Consider the following 25,187-nt stretch of genomic DNA (forward strand, 5'->3'; position numbering starts at 1 on the left):
GATGATCCAGATCTGGACTTCCCTGATCGGTATATTACTGCTAAAATATCTGCAAAAGAAGGCCAGATATGATTGGAACCTCTCCAATCTGGTGGCATTTATCAGAATGAATATCTTCGTAAAAATTAATATCTGGCAATGGATAGATGATCCCTTTGTAAGGCCTCCGGTCAAAGGGAAAAATGGACAGCTGCACATCTTCCAGGAATGAAAAGTAGGGTCAAAATTCAAATGAGGAAAAAATCTATGTTGGGAACACAGAAACAGCTCCCTAAAATTTATTTAGGACACATGTGTGTTTTAATATACCAAAGACAAATTATTTGCTTTAAAAGTGGCTTTAAATGTTCTTAAGACTGATTTTATCGACAAATAATCGTACCTTTATATCAAAGGTACCAAATTAGATTTTGGTAACAAACGGGTAACTTACCCGTATTTTACGGACTTATTTTAATCAGGTAAATTATGAGTGTTGTATTTCAAGATGAAAGAAAAATTAAACAAGGTGAAGTCATAGCAAAGCTTCGTAGGATGCAAGGAATTAAGCAAGAGGCATTAGGTAAAATGTGTCCAAGCAATTTTTCTCAACAGAAAATATCAGAGATTGAAAGTCAAATCGTTATTGAAGAACCCACTCTTGAAGAATTAGCTATAGCTTTAGGTGTTACTGTCGAATTCATCAAAAATTTTAATGATGATAATGCAATATATAATATCCAACATAATCATGATTTTAAAGATCATGCTGTCGCACATCAAAATCACCAACCAATATTCAATGAAACTTCCAAATTAACTTCGCTCCTAGAAAAACTTGTCAAAGACGATACTGTTAAAACTCAAGCAATTTTGGATTTGACAAAAGTGGTTGCGGATTTAGCGGAGGAGGTGAAAAAACTGCGAGATAATTAGGAATGGCTGATTTAACCTTTGCTGAAAGAAATATTTTCGAGACCTTCATTACAGGTGAAAATGGTGCCGGTTATGTACTTGATTTTAATGATAGAACTTTTAAAGAGTTTGTTGGCGAAACGACGGGAATAGAAATTGATGAGGACAGATATCGAGTAAACGGTACGTCAAAAGCTAATAGATTAAGGACATTTTATAAAATCGAAAGCGACTATAATGTAGGCACGTTGTTTATAAAGCTACATGAGTATAAGCTGGCATATATCGCTAGAAAAGATAAGCCATATAATCAGTTGGAATTTGACCAATTCATTAAAATTTCCAATCGTCTTTTAAAAGGAAGAATTATTGAAAATATCGACGCTATAAAAGCTAATAACACTGATAAAGATTTTAATCAATTAGCTAGACTAATCAAAGAAAGTATTGAAAAAAATGAACCAGAGGCAGCATTAGATAGACTACATACATTTGTTATTAAATTTCTTAAGGAGCTCTGTAAAAGCCATGCGATAGATTTATCAAAAGATGATACCGTAAATGCCTTATTTGGAAAATATATAAAAGCAATTAAAACCAAAAATTTAATTCAATCCTCTATGGCTGAAAAGATTGTACAATTTAGCTTTCAGATAATGGATGCTTTTAATGATATTAGAAACAATAGAAGTTTTGCTCACGACAACCCTATTTTAGATTACGATGAAAGTGTTCTCATCTTTAGTAACGTGACTTCTATGGTTAAGTTCATCCAGTCTATGGAATCTAGACATAATAATAAAGTCATTGAGCAAGCTAAACCATCATGGAACGATTTTAAGTAATTATTTTAAAGTTTGCCGATAACTCATTATTTTTGCAAAAAACAATAACTTACAGATGTTATTATATAGCTAATGTGTTACCTATTATTGCATGATTAAATTTGCTCATCTCGAACACCTAGATGGTATTATAAAACTTTGGGAAAAAAACAGAAGTACCCTAGGGTTAATGCCGAAGGATGCCTTTCGAGATAACATCCAAAAAAAGTGGATTCTAGTAAGTTGTAATAAAGGCAACGAAGTAGAAGCTTATCTTCAATTCAGACATACAAATCGCACACAAACAATATCCATCGTACACTTATGTGTATCAGCTGATTATAGAGGTAAAAATTTAGCAAAAAAACTCTTGGATGAATTAGTAAGTTTATATCAAAATAAAGTTGTTGGTATAAAATTGAGCTGTAGGAGCGATTATAAAGATGCCATCAAATTTTGGCAGAAATATAATTTTCAACCAAAAGCTGAACGTCCTAGTAGAGGAAAGGATCCAAATGTTAAATTAGTTACTTGGTGGTTTAGTTTTGGCAAATCAGATTTATTTTCAGCAATTCCTAGTGATAAAGTATCCGCCATATTAGATTTTAATATCATATCGAAACTTCGAGACATCCACATAAACTCCCAAACATTCCCAGAGGTGGAAATATTAACATCAGATTGGATTGCAGATGAAATAGAGTTTGAAATCACTTCAGAAACTGTGGGCGAGATATTTAGGGATTCTAACAAGGTTAGAAGTTTACAAAGCAAACAATACATAAAGCACTTTAAAGAACTTAATCTCAATAAAAATGATATAAATAACATTGTTAATGAACTAATGGAAATATTCTCTGGAAAAACTGAAAATGATATTTCAGATCGGAGGCAACTTGCCGAAGCAATTCTTTCAAACACATCTTATTTCTTAACTCTAGACGATGAAATCCTTAAAAAAGGTAAATTATTAAATGACAAATACGGTTTAAAAGTTTCACTTCCAATCAACTTTATTTTAGAGCTAGATGAATTGAAAAACGCAAGTAATTATTATCCTGCACAATTATCAGCAGAGAATTTTTCTGTAAATAATCTATCCTCAAGAGATCACGAAAAACTAAACTGCTTTATCCTTACAAATGAAGAGAATAGAAAAGATTTAGATCGAAAAATTAATAAAATACAGAATAAAAATGGAGAAATATTAGTTGTTAAGAATAGTGAATTTTACATTTCCTTAATAGGACATTATATTGATAATCAATCGCTTATTGTCGAATTGTTACGTTTAACAAAACACCGTCTTTCTCAGACAGTTCTGTTTCAGAATATTTTTGATATCATAACCTATGCCTCTTTAAAAAATTTGTCCTTTATATCGATTAAGGATCTAGCAATTCACTCATTTGACCATAGAATGTTCGAACAGTTTGGTTTCTTTTTAAGAGAGGGAAATTTAATCAAGGCTCTTAGCAACAAAGTAGTAAAAGTTAATGAATTACCTTCTTTATTAACTCCAATTTATCATTCGATACCAGAATTAGAAAAAGTAATCCAAAATGATTCAAATAGTTCTATTGTTTTAGGCGATATATGGAGATATTATTTTCTTGAGAAAAAACTATGGCCATTAAAGATAGATTCTAATGATATTATGACGTTTATCATTCCTATTAAGCCGAGATATGCTCGTGAACTTTTTGACACCAAATCAGCAAAACAAACATTATTTGGGGCTTCACCAAAACTGATTTGGAACAATGAAAATGTCTACTATCGAAGCGTGAAACCGAATATCGAAACCCTACCAGCGAGAATATTATGGTACGCAAGTTCTGACAACCAATCTAATAGACAAAAATGTATTGTTGGCACATCTTATCTAGATGAAATTATAGTGGGACCAGCAAAAGAGCTTTTTAACAAATACAAAAAATATGGCATCTATGATTGGAACAAACATATAAAACCGGTGACCAATGGTGACGAAAACAAAGAGATTAAGATATTGAAATTTAGTCATTCAGAAGTATTTCAAAATACTATACCATATAAACAATTGTTGGAAATCTTAAAGGCGGCAAATCAAGCACATAACAATTTTGTTTCACCGGTAAAAATTAAATCACAAATTTTTGCGGATATTTACAGAATAGCTAAAGGGATAGAATGATGTCAAAATTATTACTAATTTCAATAAAGGAGAAGTTCGTAAACAAAATAATATGCGGCGAGAAAACAATTGAACTAAGAAAATCGAAACCAAAAGCGCAAATCGGAGACACTGTTGTTATATATACCACACAGCCTAAAAAGGCCGTTACTGCGCTTGCAATAATTAAAAATATAATTAGTCACACACCGAATGATATGTGGGAAAAATATGGTGATAGATTAGGCGTTTCAAAAGAAGAATTCGACAATTATTATAGCTTAAGTACTAAAGCTATAGGTATTGAACTTGAAAATGTTCATAAATTAAACGATGAAATTGTTCTGAGTGCAATAAAAGCTATCTACCCTAAATTTTCTCCTCCGCAGACATTTAAATATTTGAACAAATTTGAAAGTCTTAAAAAGTTTCACAAGAGACGTAATTAAGGGCGTGTAACTCAAATTATGGCTTTTGATTAATCCTCGAGCCTACCTGTTCCTAAAGTATTTTACTAATGATATTCGGCGTACACAATAATGAAAATTATACAGATCATCTAGGTTCTCCAATATTTATTATTAACTTTAAACAAAGCCTAAAATCGGCACCTATTTTGATTATATAACCTTATATTTGCAAAAATTTTGAGTACAGCATAATGGCAGCATTGGAACAAATAAAGAGCTTGATTCGTTCGTTTGGCGAAGGAGACGACAGTCGTTTCTATGCTACTGCTATGCAAATAGCTGCCGCTGAAGCGCGCCAAGGCCATACTGCCTTAGCCGAAGAGCTCAAAAAAATGATCGACAAAGCTAAACTCTCTAAAAGTAAAGAGTCTGTTCTGATCAAAAAGCTTCCTGTCAATAGTGCTCAAAAAGAATTAGAAGATTTACTGGAATTAGTTCGCCCTGAGGTAAAACTTATGGATATGGTACTTTCAAAAAATGTACGAAACTCTCTCCAGCGTGTACTCGATGAGCAACGTAAAATAGACATTCTCGAAAGTCATGGTCTGACTGCTCGTAGAAAGTTGCTTTTTACTGGCGCCCCAGGCTGTGGTAAAACCATGAGTGCTCACGTACTAGCAAGTGAACTGGGCATGCCCCTATTCATCATCAGGCTCGATGGATTGATTAGTCGATATATGGGTGAATCCATTGCCAAACTTCGTCTAGTATTTGACGCCATGCGAGATTTTAGAGCTGTATATCTTTTTGATGAGTTTGATAGTATTGGTACTTCACGCTCCGCTGGAAATGAAGTGGGCGAAATAAAACGCGTACTCAATAGCTTCTTGCTACAGATTGAAAAAGATGATTCGAGAAGTTTGATCATTGCAGCAACTAATCTACCTGAATCTCTAGATGTAGCGCTATTCAGACGCTTTGATGATATTATCCAATTTCCTCTCCCTACTGAGGAAGATATATACCAATTATTTGATTTAGAATTCACTGGGTTTGACCTCCCCTCTACTATAGATCTAAGAAAAGTTACTCATAAAGCCATCGGATTAAGCTTTGCAGACATTCACCGTATTGTAAGTGATGTATGGAAAGATTATCTCGTCTATGGCGATAAAAATGTGAGTGAAGAAAAAATACTACATTATGTAGAAGGAAGGAAAAGACCTTTTTAAGGGACTTATTCTTTTTTCCAATATGCCAGAAAATAACCTACCCCATCTAGTAATAGATGGAAATTTTTATGATGCCCAAAATTACACCTCTAATATTCAAGGTGGTCCTACTATATTAGCTCGTAGCGGTATTAATCGCCAGCAACAAGGAGATTTCGTCAAAGTCAGATTCGATGAAGCTTTAAATGACTTTTGGAATGGTAAACAGATTCAAGACTTTGTTTATATAGTTTTTAAATCCGCGCCGGATTTCCCACTTGATATTGATAAATTTGATGATAAATCTAGTTTCCGTATTGCGTATACAAGGATATGCCAAGACGTAGATGAAGAAGGCAGGACATTCAAGTATCAAGAAGCAGGCATATACTTAGACAAAACAGCAATCACTAACTTTCTAAATAAAGTAGATGAATTTCTTACTAAGAATACACCTCAAAGTGAAAAGGCAGGAAATCCTAAACCTAGAAATTATTCTTTAATAGCAAATATAGAGGATATTCGTGCTGCCACTCTAGCAGCATTTTGGCAGGAGCCTGAAAATGAATTTCCTAATGCGGACGAAAGTATTTGGTGGGAAGTATGGTTAGATTACGATAATAACAATGACTACATTAAACAGTGCAAAGATTTTCTACAGCAACAAGGAATCCAAATTGGCCAACAGTGGATCTGCTTTCCTGAGCATACCGTAGGATACATTAAAGGTACTCCGCGGCAAATGGAAAACTTACTCTATTTAGAATGTCTAAGTGAGTTACGTAAACCTCGTGATTTGACAGATTTTTTCACATACGCTACGCGTATCGAACAAGATAATTGGATTAATAATTTGTTACAACGAGTATCCAATAGCTCTGACCAAAATAAAATATCTGTATGTTTATTGGACACCGGAGTTAATCGTGGTAATCCATTATTAACTCCTCATATTGAGGAACACTATCTCTCTACAGTCTTTGCAGATGGCCATGTTGCCGACAAAACTGATATGCGTAGTGGCCATGGAACTCCCATGGCGGGATTAATTCTGTACGGAGATTTATCTGAAGTATTTGGCAACAACCACCCTGTAAACATTCCCTTTAAATTCGAGAGTGTAAGAGTTATAGATCACAACAAACCACATGACCTCCTGAATTATGGTTTCGTAACGATCGATGCTGTCTCTAATGCCGAAATCATGAATCCAGATCATAAACGCGCAATTTGTATCGCTGTAACATCTAATGATAATCAGCATTTGGGGAAACCGTCACTTTGGTCCGCTACTATTGATATGCTTTCTTTTGGAACAGAAGATATTAATGAAAGAAACTTGTTTATCATTTCTTCTGGAAATTTAGCAGACGAAATTCGTAATGAATATCCACTAATAAATGATGACCATAGTATTAATGATCCCGCACAAGCATTTAACGCTATAACGGTAGGAGCATATACATTGAAAGATCAGCTAGATTTTAATCTATTTCCCGAAGCTGAAATTCTAGCAAATAGAGGAGCTATGTCACCGTGTAATACGACATCTTCTATTTGGGCAAATGAATGGCCTAGAAAACCGGACATTGTAATGGAAGGTGGTAATCAAGCGATACAACAGGGCGCTGTATTGAGCCCGGATTCACTCCAATTATTAAGTACCTCCTGTGGAAAAACGTTAAACATGCTTACAGCATTTGGAGACACCAGTGCAGCCACGGCTCTCGCCAGCCGATTCGCCGCACAACTTTACATCCAATATCCACATTTTAGGCCAGAAACCATAAGAGCTTTGATGGTTCATTCCGCTAATTGGACCCCGGCAATGTTGGGCAACCGGAACTTAGGGGATTTATCTTTTGGACAAAAAGTCAAACTCATACAAACCGTAGGATATGGTGTTCCAAATCTTCAACGGGCCGTACATAGTGCATCAAATTCACTTACTTTAATATGTGAAGCTGAATTAAAACCATATAAATATGAAGAGTCGCGGGTTAAAACGGACCAATTTCATTTATACAACTTACCTTGGCCAGTGGAAGCTCTAGCAGAATTATATAATACACCGGTACAATTAACAGTTACCCTATCCTATTTTGTCGAACCGAATCCTGGAAATAAAAGATATGCAAAGGCAAACAACTATATGTCGCATGCATTAAGATTTAAAATGAACGATACAAATGAATCACCAGATGCATTTGCAGGAAGAATTAGTGCTGAAATGCGGGAAGATGATTATCAAAATGAGGGCCGCGAGCGAAACTGGAAATTGGGTGAAGACCTACGAAATAAAGGGTCTATCCATAAGGATATATGGGAAGGAAATGCAGCAGATCTGGCAACTCGTAACATTCTGGCAATATATCCGACAACAGGATGGTGGAAAACTCGGAGAAAATTAGAACGCTATAATAAGACTATCCGTTATAGTCTTATCATTAGTATTAGTTCACCTAATAGTGATATTGATATTTACACACCTGTCAAAAATTTGATTGAGACTAAAGTAGCTATCCCTGTTGAAATTAGAGTTTAAACGTATAGAATGTAAGTGAATGGTTAAAAACATCAGGATCTGAAACCCCATATACATAAATCAGGAGATTCGAAGTAAAAGAATCAAGAGCTCAATTATCAACATATAGATAAAGTATAATTAGATGATTTATATTAGCCAAATCCGAAATAAAAAACCTACAGAGGGCCGCGACCATTATCCGTATAATATCCCATCATTGTCAGCACTGGATGAACTAAAATTTCGGAGTCCTGTGACCTTCATCGTAGGAGAAAATGGTATAGGAAAATCAACACTAGTAGAAGCGATAGCCATCAATGCCGGCTTTAATCCTGAAGGTGGAAGCCGCAATTTTAATTTTAGCACCATGGATTCCCATTCCGCTTTATTTGAAGATATCCAAGTAATACGAACGGCATATCGCAACAGAGATGGTTATTTTCTCAGGGCTGAAAGTTTTTATAATGTTGCCACAGCAGTAGATCAATATGAAGCTCAGAAATCCTATGGTGGATCGTTACACGAACGCTCTCATGGTGAAAGCTTTCTCTCGTTATTACATCACCGCCTCAATGGAAACGGACTCTATATTTTTGATGAGCCAGAATCAGCACTGTCTATCATAAGCCAGTTAAATATGCTGAGCCGAATAAGAGAGCTTGTAGAACTTAGATCGCAATTTATTATTGCAACACACTCCCCCATCCTAATGGCCTATCCCGAAGCTGATATCTATCAGGTATCTGAAAATGGAATAAAGCTGATTGCATATCAGGATACCGAACAATATAAATTGATGAAGTATTTTATGAATAACCACGAACGGATGCTATCCGAATTGGGCTTCGATTTCTAAATTAAAAAAATGGAAGATATAAATAAATGCAAAGAACTCATTGGGAAAATAGTTGTGTTATATAATCGTTAATTTCATAATTGATACATAAAATATGGGGTATTTATTATAGTTTTATGGCTAGCTAGTTAATCTAAATTAAAGTCGGCAAGAAATATTTTTCAGCCAATATCAGCTTTAGAAATGAAACGTATAATAACAGTATTCTTAGTTTTTTTATCAATGCAGATTAATGCACAAGATCTTAAACACCTTAATGATGTCGCAAGTAACGACGGCATACCTCGTGGAAAAGCAATTATCTATGGTAATTTCATCCAACGATTAGGATTCAGCAGTGGAGGTTTTCCGCAGGACATACGTTTGATCAATACAGAAACAAAGGAGGTTTTTTCATTTAGAGTGAAGCCGACATTCAAATCATCAAAGGAAAATATCTTCATATATACCATTGAGCCGGGTAACTACGCTATTCTAAATTATTGGTGGACCAATAGTAAGTGGTATGGTGGCAAAATGTATACAGAGTATATTTTTAAGAATACGGATACAACAGATGGCTTTGAAGATAAAGTAAATGCTGGCCTGATAAATATAGATGAATTAGAACGCTTTACTTTTAAGATTACAGAAAACTCATTAAACTATCTGGGAACCTGGCATTTTAAAACGCCTCCTGTTTCATTCACGGATGACAAGGTCATACTCGACAAGAAAATGAAAGATAGGTACAAAGCCATTGACTTTTCACAAGCTAATCTAGTTATACCAAACTAATAAACTCAAATCAGGAATTGACAAAACATGTCATGTAAGAATCTCAAGCATTATAAAATATAACAACAAGACTCTTAGCGCATTGCAATATGAGAATCGAAAATAAAAGAGTTATTAATAGAAGACAAATTAATAAGGCTATTATAGAGGATGATAAAAAAGGTTTAATCTTGACAGATTCAAACCTAAATATTCTAAATAATCTTGGTTTTGAAGAATTCCGCCTCTTAGATTTTGCCCCTAATGGCCATATTATACTTTTGAATTCCAAAAATTGGCTAACAATACGAAATGCAAATAAAACGACAATTACAGCTTTTGACATTGAGACTAAACAACAACTCTTTTCTACAGAAAAGTTCCTGGGATATAGAAGCATAATAGATAAATCATCTAACTATTTTTTACTTGAATATTATCGTGGACTATGTTGTGTAAATATTAAAAACGGTGAGGTAGTTTTCAAAAAAGATAAAGTCGACAAAAGTCTGTACAATGCAGATTTACACCTTAAAAGCAATATTATTTATATTCCAACAGAGAAAAAATCTATTTTAAGGTATCACTTTGACAATCACTGTTTCGATGAAATAAAACTTGATAATGTAGGCGGTACGAGTTGGATCAAATTTGATAATACCCAAGCCTATTTATTGATAAGTGACAAAAAAAATTCATTGCACTGCTTTACACACGACAACATGGTGAAACCGATATGGTCAATAAATTTTTCCAAATTTAAAAAAGATAATAGAATTTGGTGTTACAATATCATAACAACTAAGAGCAATTTAGGTTGTATTCATGGATTTATGCCAGAAAGTGGCCAAAATGCGTACGCAGGAGGTACATTATATATTTTCGATATCCTCTCAGGCGAAATAATTGACTCCTTAGATTATGCAAACATTCAGGAAAAAATAATCACCGATTTTCAAATAGATGAAATCATTATTGATGACTTGACGTCACTATCATTGAAAACTAAAACATTTCGACAGACACTGATGGCGTCATATCTACAATAGCGCTGAATAAATATGGATCATTTAGAACCTATACCATTATGGACATTGGTAGCTAACATCAAACAGGAAATTAGCTATGGTCAAGGGAAAATAGAAACCCGCTATGGCACGAAACAGTTTAGCCCGGGCACCAAAGTGTATATTATTGATTGGTATGCTGGGATGTGCCAAGATATTACCGTAATCGGATTGTCCAGAGATACGAAAAAATTAATTACCATTGTTATACGGGCAGAATGGATCGAAAACTTCCGCGTCAAGTTATGCTACAACCCTAAAGTATGCTCAAAAATAAAGACCTACTTTGATAAGGAGGAAACTGGAATGCAGCGGTATACAGAAAAATTTGTAAATGATATGTTTATCGGTATACCTCAATGGAATGAACCGCTCAGTTAGTTGACGGTGGATCATTGAATAAAATATAACAGCATCAATTCCTGTCGCTCTATAATCCATAATTTAAGATTGTCTTCTCTATATGTTAGAAGTGTTAGTTACTTCATTGAGATCTTACTATCCTAACCTCAATCCCAAAAGATACAATTCTGAATTTCTCCTCCAACAGTATCATAAATAAAAACGTGATGTATGAATTTAGTAAATTGCATTATGGAAAAGAAAACATTTTGACATCATCTGTTAAATTATTCGCGCTATTTTATGAAAGTATACTTCTTAATACCCGTTTTATTTCTTGCTTTCGCTTGTCAAAGCACAACTAAAAAAACACCTAAAGCAAAAGCTCCAGAAGAAACTTTCAATTATTCCGCTTTTGAAAAAGACTATGCGGAAATACTGGAAGCGATATTTAACCATGACACTTACATCAATCGATTGATCATAACTGAAAAACCTGAGACTTATATTGAAAACAAATTTAAAAAAGATCTGATACATACGTCCTATAAGAGGGTTATCCTCTGGGGGATGCTATTGGAATCCGGGAATTGTTTGACCATCTTGGTTATAACATGCAGGATTCAATCGGTTTCCTAAATCAGACAAGAGCCAGGGATACAGTCTTCATTCCCCAATCGATCACTCACAAGTATATGGTTAAAGACAGCAATAGATTGACTGAGGAAGAACGTTTCTTAACGAAACTGGTCTTCCACTTACCTATCCTGACACGTGACGGTCAAAAAGCCTTTGTATCCGTGGATCATATCTGCGGTGGATTATGTGGCCAGGGGTGGTATTTTATTCTTGAAAAAATAAAAGGCAAATGGAAGGTTGTTAAATATGAGGATACTTGGATAGCTTAAGACCAATAGCAACATTGGATGATCACGAACGCGGCTTGAATAGATTATTGGATTATGAAACGAACAGTATTTTCAATGGCGTATTAAAAAATACTATATGCTATTTTTACAGCAAATTTGTATTTTGTAACCAATTGGTAAGAGCAATATGATGGCAGACGACGAACTAGAAAATGTAGATCCAGACGATATCAGCGATTTACTCGTTAAAGTTGAAAAGTCATTTGACATGAAGTTTGAGAGCACCGAACTGATGCACATTTTCACTTTTGGTGAACTATGTGATCACATTGCCAATAAAATTCAACTAGCACATTCGAAAGACTGCACAAGCCAACAGGCTTTTTATAAACTGCGTGATGCAATGGCATCAACATTTCAAATAGACCGGAAAACAATCGCAACCGGCACTACTCTCCTTGGTCTTCTGCCAAAACAAAGCAGACGTTCTATGGTAAAAAAATTGGAAGTGCACTTGGGATTTAAACTTCATATCCTACGACCGCCCTACTGGGCATCCGTTACACTTGCGATTTTACTGGTGACATCTTGCGCTGCACTATTCTTTAATTGGCAGATCGGACTTGCAGGACTTGTATTTTCAAATGCTGGACTTTGGTTTGCAAAAAAATTCGGCAACATACTTAAACTGCAAACAGTTGGGCAATTAGCAAAAAAAATGACACGTGAAAGTTATTTCAAATCTAGACGTAACCCGAACACTTTTAATAAAAGCGAAATTGAAAAAATACTAGTTGATTTATTCAGTAATGATTTAGGGATAGACAAAAGTAAACTAACAAGAGAGGCAAAACTCAGCTAAATCCCAAGGAGGGTACTATATTTGCCACGCAATTACTGAACAACAGACAAATTTAAATAAGGCTATTCTACATGCAAGACCACTAGTTGCATAAAATTTCTTTAAATTAGGTTTGTGGACAGAACAACAGATATAATTATTATTAAGTCAATTGACCAACTTCCATCAATAGATGAAATCAAATCCATTTCAAGAGAAAGAGCCCTAAAACTTGTTTTTAAAGGAAATATAAACAAGCAGCGCGAACAAATTGGCCAAAATCTCGAATATGAACTTTCTGGATTCCAGGTTTTGATCCATACAATAGACCCTGAACTTAACATTGTAAAACTAATTACAGATAAAGAAATTGAAGACCACCAATAATTTTTTGAGCAATGTGCAAAAGATTACAGGCAACTAGGCCAACAATTAGTGTTTATGCTGGTTGACAAACTTGATTTAAATTTAAACAAGGATTTTCCAATGGATACTTTTAATGAGTTAAAGTGGGATGAACGACAGATCGGGAAAGTTGCAGAATGGAAATATTTTGTCCATGGTTTTCATTGTGGTTTTCAAAATATAATAACCCGGCAGTATATTGAGGTTTCGCTTGTTTTCGGGCTTGAGTTTGGGGATTTAGATCCGTATTTTTTTGTGAAGTTTATCCTATCTTCACAAAACTATCACCCACTGCCAATTCCCCTCTTTGAAGAATATGCTGACGGGTCAAGAATAATAAAAAAAATGACCTCATTAGGAAAATTTGAAGAGATTCCTTCTAATGTCCCTGGGCACACTGGCATTGCCGTCACAGATAGAGAGAAAGTTGAGATTAAATCCGACTTGGATTTAGAAAAAATATTCGTAAAACATATTGAGGAAATTAAAAAGAAACCTAAATTCAACCTTTGGAAATTTCTTAGCCTAAAAAGATGAGCCTAGCGATAATGGTGTTTCATATGCGTGATTTACAAAAATTAGGACAGAATTGCTCCCGTTGGAATAAGGAACATCCCTATACTAGTAATAATTAAACAAATTATTACTAGTATACTTAGCAACACGTAGCTAATCCCTCCATTTTTATAAGTAAATGCCAAAGTCTGAAAAGCAGCAATAGCTAAACTTAAAAGCATAAACCAATTCCATATGATTGTAATAGTATCTGCTAAACCAACATTATCAACAGCACTATAGATTATGCTCGTTCTAACCGTAACTGTTATAAGAAACGAAGATATCCCGATAATTAAGTTACACTTGTAAAATGTATTTGGCTCTTCAATCATGTTTGGCGTTGCATTAAGCACTGAATTTATTATTATACATCAGGGTATGATTGTAAATAATGAATCGTAATCACTAATATTTAATTTCAAATTTTAAATCCTAATAATCTTACCACCGTTTATCCATACGGAATTATAGAAGCAATTGATTAGTAAAAACTATATATTGCCTTTAAAGTACGATCTTCAAAATAATGAGCTTTTGCAGCATCCGACTTTCGCTGTATGGAGATCAAAAAACCTTTTTCATCGTAACGCATTTCCAGCTCGCTTACTTTTCGTCCATTCCAGATATCTTCCATCAGTTTCAGGTTTCGGTTTTGATCATAGACATACTTTTCGGTTTTGGAATCAAGGGAAGAAGGTACATCGGTAAGTTGTAGTAAAAGCCCATCCTTGAATTGGTACAATTCTGATGGTGTTTTCTCAACAGCACAGCCATTATGTAAAAACAACACTGCCGGATATCCTTTTACATAGTAATATGTCTTTTTTTGATAACAAGTATCTAGATTACCACTATTCTTGCTAAAATTGAAATATTCGGTACGTTCTTCTGCCTCGAATTCGTTTTCAGTATAGTAACGATATTGCAAAGAAGAAAAATCATTATTTGCCGTCATTCTCTTCCAAATGCTTTCGTCTGGTAAAACACCCTCTAAAATCATTCTGTCCACTCCTCGAACTTGCTCTCCCTGCCAATCATTGTTTTGCGGCCTATTTGGCATCTGGGCGTTCAAAGTGAAAGTTCGGATGATATCAACTTTGTTATTCTTATTGTATTGATAGCTGCTGACTTTTACGATGCCATTGGAATAATCTATCCTTGCTTTTTTATCGATGAAACCATCTGAATTATAGGAGTATCTAGTATAAAAAGCGGTATCAGGTTTTTCGTTATTATATCGTATGCTCCTCATACTTACGATCGTACCGTCGGGGTTAAAATCGTAAATATATTTCATCCCAATCTTCTCTTCACCCTGAAGCAGAATACGTTTTACTTTATTGCTTTTTATAAAATTAGAATTGAATGAAAAAACGGTTTTTGTAAAATAATCATCGTCCTCTAAGGGGTTAACATTATAGAATGGTAGTACCTGAGCTTTTCCCACAGCCACAAAACCAATAAACAACATAAGGGTCAAGAAGTAGCAAATATTATGTTTAGTGTATATCATACTTTCAATTAAGAGGAATTTTGGTCCCATCAAAGTCTACACTCAAAGATAGTCACTTCCCATTAAGACCTGCACCTTAAAACAAAAAGTCGGAATAAAAACTTCAGCTCACCTTATCAATAGGGTATTTTCCAATATTTTCCATTTTTGCATCCGCTGTTGTCTGATTCGTATCTCAGCTTTTATGATTTATTGAAATCGAAAATTGACAAAATTTTGGTTACCCATCCTTTAACATTTTTATGACTGGTTAAATGGAAATAATTCTTAACTACAAAAGGAATCATTTTTAAGTTAGGAAAGCTCTGAATATATACCAATAAATCAGATTCTGTATTTATCCTTTCTAAAACCGACAGTACTCGCCCCTCGATAAGGCTCCTTAATTGACTAACTCTTTCTTGCTCAAGCATAGAACTGTCTAAACTTAATATTCTGTTAATAAGAAGTAACTCATCGTAATCTGACGCCCCTAGACGTTTAAAAACATGCATTTTAAGGTCGTTCAATTCAAGATTGTTAATAATAAATCCATAATCAATATAATAGCTATCAGAATAATATGATTTGTATACTGAAATTACTTTATTTATTCCAGGGCTTTTCAATATCCAAGTGTTTTTATTTCTAACAAACTTGTGTGGTGATAGAATTTGATCTACTGCTTGCTTAAATTTTATCTTATCCATAATTAATAAAACTCTAAAACCGTATTAAAACTTATCCTAAAATAGTTTTTCCAAAACAGTCTCATATCTTTCTAATTGACTAATTCCTTGTCCCGCAACTGCTTCCAATATCTTATAGCCTTTATGTAGAAGATTCCCTTGCTTCAGGTTCGATTTAGTAAAACTTTCACCTGCCCCAGACTATAACATTAGAGGATAATTTCTATTTGATGGGATTGGTCTAATTGAAAAAACTAATCAAATTTATGTGTTTTTAAATGGATTAAATTCGTTGGGAATTCCTTCAGAAATGATGGAATATAATTTCCAAAAATCCGAACTGTACACATTAGTATCATAACACAAAGAGTCACCTAAAATATTTGAGTTCGGCGATAACCGTTCCCTGTTTCAATCACAGGTTTATTAAATTCTTTCAATCTATTTATAAGTTCACAACCAGCTTTAACGGTAAACTTTGTACTATCTGAAATACGAGCTATGACAAAGCTATTATCGTCCCTTTCAGTCAACTGTCCAGACTTAGCAATAGCATGGTTTATTTTTTTGTAACATCTCCATCTTTCAAATGCGTAATTCAAATATTGACCTATATCAAGAATATCAAAATTTATTCAAGAAGGTCTTTACCTCATCACTAACTGGAGAATTATTATAATTTTCTATATCAGTATAGGCTTTACCTAAATCCTGTCCCAACCGTTTTTTTAAATTGGGGGTTTCGGAAAAATCCAATTTACCCAAAAAACTTAGATAAATGGCATTTTGAACTCGCTTATCAACTAAAGGCAAATTTTTCGTTAAAAAATTTACCATAGCATCAAACTTATCTCCATCATTTTCAGCTATCGCTTCCTGCATAAATCGCTTGAAACAACCCATTTGAAAGGTAATAGACGCCCTGTAATCTTCATCTGAAAGCTCCTCTTCCAAACTCGGAAACAAATCGATCAATTCCTTAATAAATAAATCTTGGTCTTTCATCATTATTATATTGGAACAACTTCCTTACTTTCCTCCCACTTTAATCAATAGAACTTGAATACGAAGATAAAATTAACGTTTAATATAATCCCTATATTCTTCCTGAACATGGCCTAGCCACTGCTCTACAGATTTTCCCAGTTTCAGCCTTGTTCTGATTTGATCGTCTGTTAAATACTGTATCATAAATAAAAACCTGATGTATGAATTTAGTAAATTGTACTATGGAAAGGAAATCATTTTGGCATCATGTTTTAAACCATTCGATAGATTTATGAAAGTATGCTTTTTAATACCATTTTTATTTTTCATCATAGCATGCCAAAGCAATGATCAAAAACAGGTACCAGTCAAAATCCAAAAACAAGCATTTGATTATGCAATTGTTGAAGATGATTATGCTGAAATTTTGGATGCTATAATTGCCTATAACTCCATTTCAAATGAAGTAGCTAAAACTAATAAACCCATGGCCTATATTCACCAATGGTTCATCAAGGACTCGCTATATAATGCCTACGACAAAAACTTTATGCCTGACGGTCTGAGGATCCAAAAATTGCTGGGCTTAGTAGGCCATAGCCAGCAAGACTCTACAGGCTATCTCTATCAGGTCAAAGGAAGGGATACTGTATTTATTCCATTACAAATCAAAAAGAAATATAACGTTGCATACCATAAAAAAACAGAAACGAAGGAGCAATTTCTATCAAGCTATACATTTCACTTGCCTATCATGTCGCATGATCACAATAAAGCATTTGTATCATTAGACTATGTATGCGGAGCACTTTGCGGTCAGGGTTATGATTTTATCCTGGAAAAAATTAATGGAAAGTGGAAGGTGATAAAACGTGACTTTACCTGGATAGCTTAAAAAGATAGTGTTCATTGAGTTTCTCTCCTATTTTATCAACTAAAAGCTGTTTGCTTTTCCTTCTTACTATATTTACTTAAAAAGGATCGCAACCTTGGCTAGGTTTCGGTCGGGTTATAATACAACATCCAATAGACACAAAATGACACTCGAATTAATACCTGTAATAGAAATTGGATATAACAATCAGGGCATTCCAACACCAGACAAATATCCTTATTGGGAATACCCTATATTATGGGATAAATATAATGCTGAAAGCTACAAAAAAGCAGGTTTTAAAGACGATTTAACTCCATATTTAGCCGGTTCATCATTTTACGGTCTTTCTGAAATCAATAACAAAAAGCAAATAAGAAAAACAGGTCGAAGACCTAAAAAAGATCCTGCTAAAAACAGATACACGATCTCCTTCAATGAAGAAGAACATGCTCGTTTTTTGGCTCTTTTTGACCAATCTGGTATGCAGGTGAAGGCACATTTTATCACCTCCTGTATCTTTGAAAAGACCGTAAAAACAATTCAAATTGATAAAGGAACAGTTGATTTCTATATGCGACTGACTTCTTTTCACAGTCAATTCCGCTCTGTAGGAGTCAATTACAACCAAATTGTAAAGCTGTTATACAAGAATTTTTCTGAGAAAAAGGCTGCTGCTTTCCTCTACAAACTGGAAAAACAGACCTTAGAAATGGTCATTTTATGCCAAAAGATTATAAAAATCACTGAAGAATTTGAAGAAAAGCACCTAAAAAAGCAGTCTTAAAATGATAGCAAAAATTGGAAGAAGTGGAAATTTATATGGTACATTAGCATACAATCAGCTCAAAGTAGAGCATGAAAACGGACAGATTTTGTTTGCTAATAAGATGATTGAAACAGCAAGCGGACAATATTCTGTTACACAATTAGCCAAATCTTTTGCTCCATATCTTATTGCTAACCGCAATACAGAAAAACATACCTTACATATTTCGCTCAATCCAGATCCGAAAGATGAAGTCAATGACGATAAATTCAGGGAAATGACAGAACAGTATATGCGTGAAATGGGGTACGGTGAACAGCCTTTTATTGTTTTCAAACATACCGATATTGATCGTAGCCATATCTATATTGTGTCGGTTTGTGTAGATGAAGAGGGTAAAAAGATTTCGGACAAATTCGAGAAAATGCGGTCTATGAAAGTATGTCGTGAACTAGAAAAACAACACAGATTAATACCTGCAACGGAGAAAGAGCCTAACCAGAATGACAAGATTTTTCGCCCAGTTGATTACAAATCTGGAGATGTAAAAAGTCAAATAGCATCAGTAGTTCGTCATCTACCTACCTATTATAAATACCAAACGTTAGGAGAATACAACGCTTTACTTTCCTTGTTCAATATTACTACAGAAAAAATTGAGGGAGAATTACACGGAAAACCACAGCAAGGTTTGTTATATATTCCATTAAACGAACAAGGTGAACGAGCAGGTAATCCTTTTAAGGCTTCACTCTTTGGAAAGAATGCTGGACTTGCTTATTTAGAACTACATTTTGAGAAGTGTAAAACTGATATCAAAAATCACCCAAATAGGAAAACTATACAATCTGCTATTACTATTGCCTTACAATCTACAAATAATGAAATGGATTTTAAGAAACAGCTAGCTGAACAAAATATTAATGTGATCGTTCGTAGAAATGATGTAGGTCGTATTTACGGGATGACTTTTATTGACCACAATTCTAAAACGGTTTGGAATGGTTCTCGTTTAAGTAAGGAACTTTCTGCCAATACTTTTAATGATTATTGGAACAATAATATAAAACCTGAGATAAAAGAGATTGTGCAACCTCAATCTAAAATATCAAAATCCAACGATGCGGAAGATTTACCCGATGAAAAACCTCATCAGTTATTTGATTTCCTAAACTCGACTAAACAAGAAGACGATTTGATTGAAGGATTAGGCGGCTTGCTTATTCCCGAAACACAAGGCGAGGATTATGAGGAACTGAATTTTGCTAATCGGATTAAGAGAAAAAGAAAACGCAAGAAACAGTAGTAAGTAGCCAAATATAACCATTCAAAGCCAATGCCTACTAGGTAATAACACCTATGGCATAGAGCCTTTAAATTCACGCCCGAACATTAAAACTTTAAATAATGCAGGGAGAAGACGATTTAAGAGGGCTTGCCAAGATAATGGCTTTTATGCGGGCAGTCAGTATTCTTTTGGTGCTGATGCACCTTTATTGGTTCTGCTACGGTTTCTTTTTAGAACGTGGTTGGACGTTGGAAGTAATCAATAAGATATTAGGCAATTTCGACCGAACAGCGGGCTTGTTTTCACACACCCTTTACACCAAAGCATTTGCTTTGGTTTTGCTGGCTTTAAGCTGCTTAGGAACAAAAGGCGTGAAGAATGAGAAGATAACCTTGTCTAAAATCTATGTGGCGTTGAGCGTTGGGTTTGTGCTGTTCTTCCTAAACACACCGTTGCTAAAACTACCTCCGGCAACAGGCACATTTCTTTATATACTTACTATCTCCTTAGGTTATATCGCTTTGCTGATGGCAGGCGTATGGATGAGCAGATTACTGAAAAACAATTTAATGGACGATGTTTTCAATAACGAGAACGAGAGTTTCCAACAGGAAACAAAACTGATGGAAAACGAGTATTCCGTCAATCTGCCCACTAAATTTTACTACAAAGACAAATGGAACAACGGTTGGATAAACATTGTCAATCCTTTCAGGGCATCAATCGTATTGGGTACTCCGGGTTCCGGTAAATCTTATGCTATCGTAAACAACTACATCAAACAGCAGATAGAAAAAGGCTTTAGTATGTACATCTACGATTTTAAATTCGACGACCTTTCAACCATTGCCTACAATCATCTGCTGAAGCATCGGGACAAGTACAAAGTTCAGCCGAAATTTTATGTGATAAACTTCGACGACCCACGCAAGAGCCACCGTTGCAATCCACTCAATCCCGAATTTATGACGGATATATCTGATGCCTACGAAGCGGCTTATACCATAATGCTGAACCTTAACAAGTCGTGGATTTTGAAGCAAGGGGATTTTTTTGTGGAAAGCCCAATTATCCTTTTAGCTGCCATTATTTGGTATCTGAAAATCTATGAAGATTGTAAGTATTGCACGTTCCCACACGCCATAGAATTACTTAACAAAAAGTATTCGGACGTATTCACAATTTTGACTTCATACCCTGAATTGGAAAATTATTTGTCGCCCTTTATGGATGCCTGGCAAGGCGGAGCGCAAGACCGATTGCAGGGGCAAATCGCATCGGCAAAAATTCCTTTATCAAGAATGATTAGCCCTCAGTTGTATTGGGTTATGACAGGCGATGACTTCACGCTCGACATCAACAACCCGATAGAACCAAAAATTTTATGCGTTGGTAATAATCCCGACCGTCAAAATATCTATTCCGCAGCTTTAGGTTTATACAATTCAAGAATTGTAAAACTCATCAATAAAAAAGGGCAATTAAAGAGTTCCGTTATCATAGATGAGCTGCCCACGATTTACTTCAGGGGCTTGGACAATCTTATCGCCACTGCGAGAAGTAATAAGGTAGCGGTGTGCTTGGGCTTCCAGGACTTTTCGCAATTAACGAGGGATTACGGCGACAAAGAAAGCAAGGTTATCCAAAATACGGTAGGTAATATTTTCAGTGGTCAGGTGGTTGGCGAAACGGCAAAGAGCCTGTCAGAACGTTTCGGTAAAGTATTGCAGAAACGCCAGAGTATGACGATTAACCGCAACGATAAATCTACATCTATTTCCACACAGTTAGACAGCCTTATTCCTGCTTCCAAAATTTCAACCTTAACACAAGGTATGTTTGTAGGTTCGGTATCGGATAACTTTGACGAACGTATCGAGCAGAAGATTTTCCACGCCGAAATCGTGGTGGATAATGAAAAGGTGGCTTCCGAAACCAAAGCCTATCAAAAGATACCCCAGATTTTATCTTTTGTAGATGAGCAGGGCGAGGATACGATGAAGCAGGAAATTGAAAGCAATTACAAGCAGATAAAATCAGATATTATACACATCGTCGGGAAAGAAATGGAGCGAATTAAGAATGACCCGAACTTGCTGCATTTGGTACAACAAGAGTAATTCTAATCATTAGTATTTGTCATAAATAATCAATCATTGTAAATGAATTAAACGATGAGCAAAGCGTAGTTCAACTTAAATTGTAAATTTGTTTATTGCTTATGTATTAAATACTAAACGTAGTCAGTAAATAAATATGAATACAATCTTTATTAAAAATATGGTTTGCGACCGTTGCATTATGGTGGTACAAAACGAATTGGAAAAACTGGGATTAGATTCTAAAAATATAAAACTGGGCGAAGTTATTCTTTCCAAAGAAATAACATCTCTGGAAAAAGAGAATTTGTCCAAAACTTTAGAGCCATTAGGATTTGAAGTAATTGACGATAAAAAAGGCAGGATAATAGAAAAGATAAAGAACATTATCATTGACCTGGTACACCATCAGGATAGTGATGTAAAAACCAACCTTTCCGATGTATTGAGTGACAAATTGCATCACGATTACAATTACCTGTCCAATCTGTTTTCAGAGGTAGAGGGTACAACCATTGAAAAATACTTTATCGCCCAAAAGGTGGAGAAAGTCAAAGAATTGTTGGTGTATGATGAGTTGTCATTAAGTGAGATTGCGAACCGCCTAAATTATTCGAGCGTGGCATATTTGAGTAACCAGTTTAAAAAAGTTACCGGGCTAACACCAAGCCATTTCAAACAGATTAAAGAGGATAAAAGAAAACCGTTGGATAAAGTGTAAGTAAATCTTACAAATCAAATCCAAAATTTCACAACAGTACCCATAAATATAATAGCCAATTTTGTATTGTAAATTAAAGCAGGCAAATATGGCGACAAACAGAGAAAATATATACATTCCATTGGAGGATGTAGAAAGCGAACACTGTGCATTAATCGTTGAAAAGGGATTGGCACAGGTAAAAGGCGTAGAAACCCATAAAGTAGAGCTGAACAACCGAAGGGCAGCGATTACAGTAGATAGCAATGAAACCGTAGGCGAGGCTGTTAAGGCAATTAAAGATTTAGGTTACGGAGTTCCTACGGTTAAAAGTGCTTTTCCGGTATTGGGCATGACCTGTGCATCCTGTGCGGGCAGTGCCGAAAGCATTGTGAAATACCAACCGGGAGTAGTTAATGCTTCCGTGAACTTTGCAACGGGCAATCTTACCGTAGAATATTTGCCCAATATGACCGATGCCTCCACCCTGCAAAAAGCGGTTCAGGGAGTAGGTTACGACCTATTGATTGAAGACGAAACCAAGCAGCAGGAAACGCTCGAAGCCATCCACGAAAAGAAATTCCGAACCTTGAAAAACAAGACCATTTGGGCAATTATCCTTTCCCTGCCCGTGGTAATCATAGGAATGTTCTTTATGGATATGCCCTATGCAGACCCGATAATGTGGCTCTTTTCCACGCCCGTTGTAATATGGTTGGGCAGGGATTTTTTTGTAAACGCTTGGAAGCAGGCAAAGCACCGTTCCGCCAATATGGATACGCTGGTGGCATTGAGTACAGGTATTGCCTACCTGTTCAGTGTTTTCAATATGCTGTTTGCCGACTTTTGGCATCAACGGGGACTGCATGCTCACGTATATTTTGAAGCGGCTGCCGTTATTATCGCATTCATCCTCTTGGGAAAACTGCTGGAAGAAAGAGCCAAAGGCAACACCTCTTCAGCCATTAAGAAGCTGATGGGCTTGCAGCCAAAAACGGTCATCGTGGTACAGGCGGACGGAACGGAAAAGCAGACCGCTATCGAAGACGTAAGCGCAGGCGATGTGATACTCGTAAAGCCCGGTGAAAAGATTGCGGTAGACGGCATGGTCATATCGGGCAATTCGTATGTGGACGAAAGCATGTTAAGCGGTGAGCCTGTACCTGTATTGAAAAAAGAAAAAGAAAAAGTATTTGCAGGAACGATTAACCAAAAAGGCAGCTTCCGGTTCAGGGCGGTAAAAGTGGGCAAAGAAACCATGCTTGCCCACATCATCAAAATGGTGCAGGATGCACAGGGAAGCAAAGCACCCGTACAGAAACTGGTCGATAGGATTGCGGGCATCTTTGTTCCCACAGTGATAGGTATTGCCATCCTGACATTTACGCTATGGTTGATTTTGGGAGGCGAAAACGGGGTTGTTCAAGGTCTGTTGGCAGCCGTTACGGTATTGGTCATTGCCTGCCCCTGTGCTTTAGGCTTAGCGACACCCACCGCTATTATGGTAGGCGTTGGTAAAGGTGCTGAAAATGGCATTTTGATAAAGGATGCCGAAAGTTTGGAACTGGCCAAAAAAGTAAATGCCATCGTTTTGGACAAAACCGGAACCATCACCGAGGGAAGACCACAGGTAACGGGCATTAAATGGCTGAACAATGAGGACACTGCAAAAGAAATCCTTTTGAGCATCGAAAAGCAATCCGAGCATCCATTGGCAGAAGCCGTAGTGAAGCATCTTGGCGATGTAGCGGCCACCTCTTTATCCATGTTCGACAGCATTACGGGCAAAGGCGCAAAAGCAGACCATGACAACGAAACCTATTATGTAGGCAACAAAAAGCTATTGGCAGAAAACAACATTGCCATTGCCGGAGAATTACAAGACCAGGCCGAAGAATGGGGCAAACAGTCTAAAACCGTTATCTGGTTTGCAAACAGCAAAAAGGCTCTTGCTGTAATCGCTATCGCCGATAAGATTAAGGAAACATCGGTGCAGGCTATCCGGGAAATGCAGGAAATGGGCATTGACCTGTATATGCTGACCGGAGATAATGAAGCTACCGCTAAAGCCATTGCGGAGCAGACAGGCATCAAGCATTACAAAGCCGAAGTTTTGCCACAGCATAAAGCCGACTTTGTGAAAGAACTGCAAAGTAAAGGAAAGGTAGTGGCAATGGTGGGCGATGGTATCAACGACAGCACCGCATTGGCAACAGCCGATGTAAGTATCGCAATGGGCAAAGGCAGCGACATCGCAATGGACGTAGCCAAGATGACCATCATTTCGTCCGACCTGACCAAGATACCGCAGGCAATACGCTTGTCCAAACAGACCGTAGCCACCATCAAGCAAAACCTGTTCTGGGCGTTTATCTACAACGTAATCGGCATTCCGGTAGCGGCAGGCATCCTTTACCCTGTTAACGGCTTCCTGCTCAACCCGATGATTGCGGGTGCGGCAATGGCATTGAGCAGCGTGAGCGTGGTCAGTAACAGCCTGCGGTTGAAGTGGAAGAAATAAAACAGTAAATCTCACAAATCAAACAAGAAATTACACAACAATAACTAACTGAA

The 25,187-nt window shown here is 36.0% G+C and carries 22 protein-coding genes and 2 pseudogenes; 21 read left to right on the forward strand and 3 right to left on the reverse strand.

What is annotated here, in order from left to right; translation table 11 throughout:
* The 15 genes and pseudogenes from B3H30_RS04440 to B3H30_RS04510 all read left to right on the forward strand — a co-directional run.
* Window positions 1-211, forward strand: a pseudogene (locus B3H30_RS04440) (hypothetical protein); the annotation flags it as partial.
* Between the two features lie 257 nt (window positions 212-468).
* Window positions 469-915 carry a helix-turn-helix domain-containing protein gene (locus tag B3H30_RS04445; protein ID WP_286710030.1) on the forward strand — a complete coding sequence of 149 codons (447 nt, stop codon included), beginning with the start codon at window positions 469-471 and terminating at the stop codon, window positions 913-915.
* Between the two features lie 2 nt (window positions 916-917).
* Window positions 918-1,739 carry an abortive infection family protein gene (locus B3H30_RS04450; protein WP_286710029.1) on the forward strand — a complete coding sequence of 274 codons (822 nt, stop codon included), beginning with the start codon at window positions 918-920 and terminating at the stop codon, window positions 1,737-1,739.
* Between the two features lie 91 nt (window positions 1,740-1,830).
* A complete protein-coding gene (locus B3H30_RS04455; protein WP_286833480.1) occupies window positions 1,831-3,894 on the forward strand; it encodes a GNAT family N-acetyltransferase in 2,064 nt (687 codons plus the stop codon).
* Window positions 3,891-4,322, forward strand: a complete 432-nt coding sequence (locus tag B3H30_RS04460; RefSeq protein ID WP_286710027.1) for an ASCH domain-containing protein — start codon at window positions 3,891-3,893, stop codon at window positions 4,320-4,322. Before B3H30_RS04455 ends, B3H30_RS04460 begins: the two co-directional genes overlap by 4 nt.
* Before the next feature lie 212 nt (window positions 4,323-4,534).
* On the forward strand, window positions 4,535-5,515 hold the full coding sequence (locus tag B3H30_RS04465) for an AAA family ATPase (RefSeq protein ID WP_286833482.1): 981 nt from the start codon (window positions 4,535-4,537) through the stop codon (window positions 5,513-5,515).
* 22 nt (window positions 5,516-5,537) lie between these two features.
* Window positions 5,538-8,039 (forward strand): S8 family peptidase, encoded by a 2,502-nt coding sequence (locus B3H30_RS04470; protein ID WP_286710025.1) that lies wholly within the window; start codon window positions 5,538-5,540, stop codon window positions 8,037-8,039.
* 124 nt (window positions 8,040-8,163) lie between these two features.
* A complete protein-coding gene (locus B3H30_RS04475; protein ID WP_286710024.1) occupies window positions 8,164-8,877 on the forward strand; it encodes an AAA family ATPase in 714 nt (237 codons plus the stop codon).
* Between the two features lie 183 nt (window positions 8,878-9,060).
* Window positions 9,061-9,654 carry a hypothetical protein gene (locus B3H30_RS04480; protein WP_286710023.1) on the forward strand — a complete coding sequence of 198 codons (594 nt, stop codon included), beginning with the start codon at window positions 9,061-9,063 and terminating at the stop codon, window positions 9,652-9,654.
* Between the two features lie 89 nt (window positions 9,655-9,743).
* On the forward strand, window positions 9,744-10,682 hold the full coding sequence (locus B3H30_RS04485) for a hypothetical protein (RefSeq protein WP_286710022.1): 939 nt from the start codon (window positions 9,744-9,746) through the stop codon (window positions 10,680-10,682).
* Between the two features lie 12 nt (window positions 10,683-10,694).
* Complete coding sequence (locus tag B3H30_RS04490) at window positions 10,695-11,081, forward strand: hypothetical protein (protein ID WP_286710021.1); 387 nt, start codon at window positions 10,695-10,697, stop codon at window positions 11,079-11,081.
* Window positions 11,082-11,656: 575 nt separating this feature from the next.
* Window positions 11,657-11,950, forward strand: coding sequence for a hypothetical protein (locus tag B3H30_RS04495; RefSeq protein ID WP_286726925.1), 294 nt, complete (start codon window positions 11,657-11,659; stop codon window positions 11,948-11,950).
* Window positions 11,951-12,098: 148 nt separating this feature from the next.
* Window positions 12,099-12,773: a hypothetical protein gene (locus B3H30_RS04500; protein ID WP_286710019.1), complete on the forward strand. Its 675-nt coding sequence runs from the start codon at window positions 12,099-12,101 to the stop codon at window positions 12,771-12,773.
* A 114-nt stretch (window positions 12,774-12,887) separates the two neighbouring features.
* Window positions 12,888-13,139, forward strand: a complete 252-nt coding sequence (locus B3H30_RS04505) for a hypothetical protein (protein ID WP_286710018.1) — start codon at window positions 12,888-12,890, stop codon at window positions 13,137-13,139.
* Window positions 13,140-13,154: 15 nt separating this feature from the next.
* Window positions 13,155-13,694 (forward strand): annotated as a pseudogene (locus B3H30_RS04510) (DUF6896 domain-containing protein); the annotation flags it as partial.
* A gap of 502 nt (window positions 13,695-14,196) precedes the next feature.
* Here the strand turns inward: B3H30_RS04510 and B3H30_RS04515 are convergent.
* The 3 genes from B3H30_RS04515 to B3H30_RS04525 form a co-directional block, all read right to left on the reverse strand.
* Window positions 14,197-15,228, reverse strand: a complete 1,032-nt coding sequence (locus B3H30_RS04515; RefSeq protein WP_286710016.1) for a hypothetical protein — start codon at window positions 15,226-15,228, stop codon at window positions 14,197-14,199.
* Between the two features lie 182 nt (window positions 15,229-15,410).
* Complete coding sequence (locus B3H30_RS04520) at window positions 15,411-15,917, reverse strand: DUF4304 domain-containing protein (RefSeq protein ID WP_286710015.1); 507 nt, start codon at window positions 15,915-15,917, stop codon at window positions 15,411-15,413.
* Between the two features lie 603 nt (window positions 15,918-16,520).
* Window positions 16,521-16,901, reverse strand: a complete 381-nt coding sequence (locus tag B3H30_RS04525) for a DUF7674 family protein (protein WP_286726930.1) — start codon at window positions 16,899-16,901, stop codon at window positions 16,521-16,523.
* A 199-nt stretch (window positions 16,902-17,100) separates the two neighbouring features.
* Between B3H30_RS04525 and B3H30_RS04530 the strand changes: the two genes are divergently transcribed.
* From B3H30_RS04530 to B3H30_RS04555, 6 genes are all read left to right on the forward strand, one after another.
* Complete coding sequence (locus B3H30_RS04530; protein ID WP_286710013.1) at window positions 17,101-17,778, forward strand: hypothetical protein; 678 nt, start codon at window positions 17,101-17,103, stop codon at window positions 17,776-17,778.
* Window positions 17,779-18,112: 334 nt separating this feature from the next.
* Window positions 18,113-18,544, forward strand: a complete 432-nt coding sequence (gene mobA, locus B3H30_RS04535; RefSeq protein ID WP_286710080.1) for a conjugal transfer protein MobA — start codon at window positions 18,113-18,115, stop codon at window positions 18,542-18,544.
* Between the two features lies 1 nt (window position 18,545).
* Window positions 18,546-19,832, forward strand: coding sequence for a conjugal transfer protein MobB (mobB, locus tag B3H30_RS04540; RefSeq protein ID WP_286833486.1), 1,287 nt, complete (start codon window positions 18,546-18,548; stop codon window positions 19,830-19,832).
* Between the two features lie 98 nt (window positions 19,833-19,930).
* Window positions 19,931-21,934 (forward strand): conjugal transfer protein MobC, encoded by a 2,004-nt coding sequence (gene mobC, locus B3H30_RS04545; RefSeq protein ID WP_286710079.1) that lies wholly within the window; start codon window positions 19,931-19,933, stop codon window positions 21,932-21,934.
* A 136-nt stretch (window positions 21,935-22,070) separates the two neighbouring features.
* Entirely contained in the window at window positions 22,071-22,634 is a 564-nt protein-coding gene (locus tag B3H30_RS04550) for a helix-turn-helix domain-containing protein (protein ID WP_286710011.1), read from the forward strand.
* Between the two features lie 88 nt (window positions 22,635-22,722).
* The gene (locus tag B3H30_RS04555) at window positions 22,723-25,134 is read left to right on the forward strand and encodes a heavy metal translocating P-type ATPase (protein ID WP_286710010.1); all 2,412 of its coding nucleotides are present in this window, start codon (window positions 22,723-22,725) and stop codon (window positions 25,132-25,134) included.
* The last annotated feature ends 53 nt before the right edge of the window (window positions 25,135-25,187 follow it).

This window comes from Sphingobacterium sp. UBA7038 (assembly GCF_002494055.1).
Lineage (GTDB): Bacteria > Bacteroidota > Bacteroidia > Sphingobacteriales > Sphingobacteriaceae > Sphingobacterium > Sphingobacterium multivorum.

Coding starts and splice junctions, on each gene's coding strand:
- B3H30_RS04555 (WP_286710010.1), top strand. CDS start 22,723: ATGGCGACAAACAGAGAAAATATATACATTCCATTGGAGGATGTAGAA.
- B3H30_RS04475 (WP_286710024.1), top strand. CDS start 8,164: ATGATTTATATTAGCCAAATCCGAAATAAAAAACCTACAGAGGGCCGC.
- B3H30_RS04515 (WP_286710016.1), bottom strand. CDS start 15,228: ATGATATACACTAAACATAATATTTGCTACTTCTTGACCCTTATGTTG.
- B3H30_RS04465 (WP_286833482.1), top strand. CDS start 4,535: ATGGCAGCATTGGAACAAATAAAGAGCTTGATTCGTTCGTTTGGCGAA.
- B3H30_RS04530 (WP_286710013.1), top strand. CDS start 17,101: ATGTATGAATTTAGTAAATTGTACTATGGAAAGGAAATCATTTTGGCA.
- B3H30_RS04490 (WP_286710021.1), top strand. CDS start 10,695: ATGGATCATTTAGAACCTATACCATTATGGACATTGGTAGCTAACATC.
- B3H30_RS04445 (WP_286710030.1), top strand. CDS start 469: ATGAGTGTTGTATTTCAAGATGAAAGAAAAATTAAACAAGGTGAAGTC.
- B3H30_RS04470 (WP_286710025.1), top strand. CDS start 5,538: ATGCCAGAAAATAACCTACCCCATCTAGTAATAGATGGAAATTTTTAT.
- B3H30_RS04520 (WP_286710015.1), bottom strand. CDS start 15,917: ATGGATAAGATAAAATTTAAGCAAGCAGTAGATCAAATTCTATCACCA.
- mobB (WP_286833486.1), top strand. CDS start 18,546: ATGATAGCAAAAATTGGAAGAAGTGGAAATTTATATGGTACATTAGCA.
- B3H30_RS04550 (WP_286710011.1), top strand. CDS start 22,071: ATGAATACAATCTTTATTAAAAATATGGTTTGCGACCGTTGCATTATG.
- B3H30_RS04450 (WP_286710029.1), top strand. CDS start 918: ATGGCTGATTTAACCTTTGCTGAAAGAAATATTTTCGAGACCTTCATT.
- B3H30_RS04455 (WP_286833480.1), top strand. CDS start 1,831: ATGATTAAATTTGCTCATCTCGAACACCTAGATGGTATTATAAAACTT.
- B3H30_RS04485 (WP_286710022.1), top strand. CDS start 9,744: ATGAGAATCGAAAATAAAAGAGTTATTAATAGAAGACAAATTAATAAG.
- B3H30_RS04500 (WP_286710019.1), top strand. CDS start 12,099: ATGATGGCAGACGACGAACTAGAAAATGTAGATCCAGACGATATCAGC.
- B3H30_RS04525 (WP_286726930.1), bottom strand. CDS start 16,901: ATGAAAGACCAAGATTTATTTATTAAGGAATTGATCGATTTGTTTCCG.
- B3H30_RS04480 (WP_286710023.1), top strand. CDS start 9,061: ATGAAACGTATAATAACAGTATTCTTAGTTTTTTTATCAATGCAGATT.
- B3H30_RS04495 (WP_286726925.1), top strand. CDS start 11,657: ATGCAGGATTCAATCGGTTTCCTAAATCAGACAAGAGCCAGGGATACA.
- B3H30_RS04460 (WP_286710027.1), top strand. CDS start 3,891: ATGATGTCAAAATTATTACTAATTTCAATAAAGGAGAAGTTCGTAAAC.